At 69.6% G+C, this 3,157-nt stretch carries 3 protein-coding genes; 2 read left to right on the top strand and 1 reads right to left on the bottom strand.

The window, feature by feature from the left end; all coding sequences use genetic code 11:
* A partial coding sequence (locus CVO76_RS17280; protein ID WP_244186230.1) for a type II toxin-antitoxin system PemK/MazF family toxin occupies positions 1–439 on the bottom strand: 439 nt, incomplete at its 3' end.
* A 183-nt stretch (positions 440–622) separates the two neighbouring features.
* Here CVO76_RS17280 and lepA point away from each other — a divergent pair.
* The gene (gene lepA / locus CVO76_RS05865) at positions 623–2,476 is read left to right on the top strand and encodes a translation elongation factor 4 (RefSeq protein WP_208741188.1); all 1,854 of its coding nucleotides are present in this window, start codon (positions 623–625) and stop codon (positions 2,474–2,476) included.
* Positions 2,477–2,506: 30 nt separating this feature from the next.
* A partial coding sequence (locus CVO76_RS05860) for a coproporphyrinogen-III oxidase family protein (protein ID WP_208741186.1) occupies positions 2,507–3,157 on the top strand: 651 nt, incomplete at its 3' end.

The following is a 3,157-nucleotide window of genomic DNA, read 5'->3' as shown; positions in this document are numbered from 1 at the left end:
CCTCGCTCGGGCGCCCCCGCCGGTCCCAGCTGCCCGTGCCGATGTCCACGTACCGGTCGTCGGAGTCACGGCCGTTGTTCCGGTCCCGGCTCGTCAGCATGAGGCCCAGCAGGTCGCCGCCGTCACGCCCGATCAGGAGCACGGGGCGGTCCTTGCCCTGCGCCGGGTCGTCCTCGTACGGAACCCACGTCCAGACGATCTCGCCCGGGTCCGGGTTGCCGTCGGACGACGGCGAGTAGGCGAGCACCGCCTGCTGCCGTCGGTCGTGCCCGGAGCGGGGAGCCGCTGATGGCACCGCCGGCCCGGGCCGCCGTGAGCCGACGGGTCGACGTCGGCTCTGCGTGCCCGTCCGATCGGCCGGGGTCCCGGCCGAGGTGCTGTCCACCGCCCGGACGACACGACGCGCGAGGGACAGGAGGGAGCGGACCGTGATCGCCATGCTGGAATCCTAGGCCAGTACCAGCCGTGGCCCGGGAACCGGGAGCGCGCGATTCCCGGAGCCGTGCGGCCACGTGGGACACTAGGGGGAGTTGAATCGGCGCGAACCAGCCCCGTCCGCCGCCGATGACGGCGCGGCGGGAGCCGCATGCCGCACCCTGTCCCGAAAGAGTGAGGAACCTACGTGTCACCCATGGCCCGCACCGCGCCGGTGCCCGCCGCCACCGATCCGGCGATCATTCGGAATTTCTGCATCATCGCCCACATCGATCATGGCAAGTCCACGTTGGCCGACCGCATGCTCCAGCTCACCGGAGCCGTCGAGCAGCGGGACATGAAGGCGCAGTACCTCGACCGGATGGACATCGAGCGCGAGCGCGGCATCACGATCAAGTCGCAGGCCGTCCGGCTGCCCTGGGAGGTGGACGGCACCGCCTACGCGCTGAACATGATCGACACCCCCGGCCACGTCGACTTCACCTACGAGGTGTCACGCTCGCTCGCGGCCTGCGAAGGGGCGATCCTGCTCGTCGACGCAGCGCAGGGCATCGAGGCCCAGACCCTCGCGAACCTGTACCTCGCGATGGAGAACAACCTCACGATCATCCCGGTCCTGAACAAGATCGACCTGCCTGCTGCGCAGCCGGAGAAGTACGCTGCGGAGCTGGCGAGCCTCATCGGCGGCGAGCCCGAGGACGTCCTGATGGTCTCCGGGAAGACCGGGGTCGGCGTCGAGGCCCTGATGGACAAGATCGTGCGCGACCTCCCCGCCCCGACCGGGGATCCGGATGCGCCGGCCCGGGCGATGATCTTCGACTCCGTGTACGACACGTACCGCGGCGTGGTGACCTACGTCCGCGTGGTCGACGGGAAGCTCAGCCCCCGCGAGCGCATCCAGATGATGTCCACGCGGGCCAGCCATGAGCTGCTCGAGATCGGCGTGAGTTCGCCCGAGCCGATACCCTCCAAGGGGCTCGGCGTCGGCGAGGTGGGCTATCTCATCACCGGTGTGAAGGACGTGCGCCAGTCGAAGGTCGGCGACACCGTCACCAACCTCGCCAAGCCCGCCGCGGAGTCGCTGGGCGGCTACCAGGATCCGAAGCCCATGGTCTTCTCCGGCCTCTACCCGCTCGACGGCACCGACTACCCCGTGCTCCGGGACGCACTCGCGAAGTTCACCCTCAACGACGCCGCTCTCGTCTACGAGCCGGAGACGTCGGCGGCGCTGGGCTTCGGCTTCCGTGTCGGCTTCCTGGGCCTCCTGCACCTCGAGATCACGCGCGAGCGCCTCGAGCGCGAGTACAACCTCGACCTGATCTCCACGGCGCCGAACGTCGAGTACGAGGTCACGCTCGAGGACAAGCGCATCATGAAGGTCACCAACCCGAGCGAGTACCCGGTGGGCAAGATCGCCGAGGTGCGCGAGCCGATGGTGTCCGCGACGATCCTCGCGCCGTCGGAGTTCGTCGGCGCGATCATGGAGCTGTGCCAGCAGCGCCGCGGCGTCCTCGGCGGCATGGACTACCTGTCCGAGGACCGCGTCGAGATCCGGTACCGGCTTCCGCTGGCGGAGATCGTCTTCGACTTCTTCGACCTGCTCAAGTCGAAGACCCGCGGCTACGGTTCCCTGGACTGGAAGGCCGACGGCGACCAGGTGTCCGACCTCGTGAAGGTGGACATCCTCCTGCAGGGCGAACAGGTGGACGCCTTCAGCGCCATCACGCACCGGGACAAGGCCTACGCCTACGGCGTCATGATGACGGGCAAGCTCCGCGAGCTCATCCCGCGCCAGCAGTTCGAGGTGCCCATCCAGGCTGCCATCGGCGCGCGCATCATCGCTCGGGAGAGCATCCGGGCCATCCGGAAGGACGTGCTCGCCAAGTGCTACGGCGGCGACATCACGCGCAAGCGCAAGCTGCTCGAGAAGCAGAAGGAAGGCAAGAAGCGCATGAAGATGGTGGGGCGCGTGGAGGTGCCCCAGGAGGCCTTCATCGCCGCGCTGTCGTCCGACGAGTCGAAGGACAAAGCCAAGAAGTGACCCCGCACGGTTTCGAGGGGGCTGGTCCGCGTGCCTAGCGCCCTTCCACTCGGCCTCCCGGCACCCGAGGACGGCGTCCTGCCCCGGGAGGCAGCGGACGGCGCGCTCGGGCGCGACTTCTGCCTCTATGTGCACATCCCGTTCTGCGCCGTCCGCTGCGGCTACTGCGACTTCAACACCTACACCGCGACGGAGCTCGGCGGCGGGGCGTCGCAGGACGCCTACGCGGGATCGGTGCTGGCGGAGCTGGCCCTCGGTGCGCACGTCCTCGAGGCCTCCGGAGTGCCGGCCCGGCCGCTGTCCACCGTCTTCTTCGGCGGAGGCACTCCCACGCTCCTGCCGGCGGAGGACCTCGCCTCGATCCTCCGCGCCGCCACCGCGCAGTGGGGTCTGGCCCCGGATGCAGAGGTCACGACCGAGGCCAACCCCGACTCCGTCACGCCGGAGTCGCTGCGCGTCCTGAAGGAGGCCGGCTTCACCCGCGTCTCGTTCGGCATGCAGTCCGCGGTGCCCCACGTGCTCGCCGTGCTCGACCGCACGCACTCGCCCGAGCGCGTGCCGCAGGCCGTGCAGTGGGCGCGCGAGGCCGGGCTGAAGGTCAGCCTGGACCTGATCTACGGGACGCCGGGGGAGTCGCTCGAGGACTGGCGGACCTCACTGGCCACGGCCCTCTCGTACGGG

Origin of the sequence: Arthrobacter agilis (genome assembly GCF_002953615.1) — a bacterium.
Taxonomy (GTDB): Bacteria; Actinomycetota; Actinomycetes; order Actinomycetales; family Micrococcaceae; genus Arthrobacter_D; species Arthrobacter_D agilis_B.
This window is presented reverse-complemented; position numbering and strand designations above follow the sequence as displayed.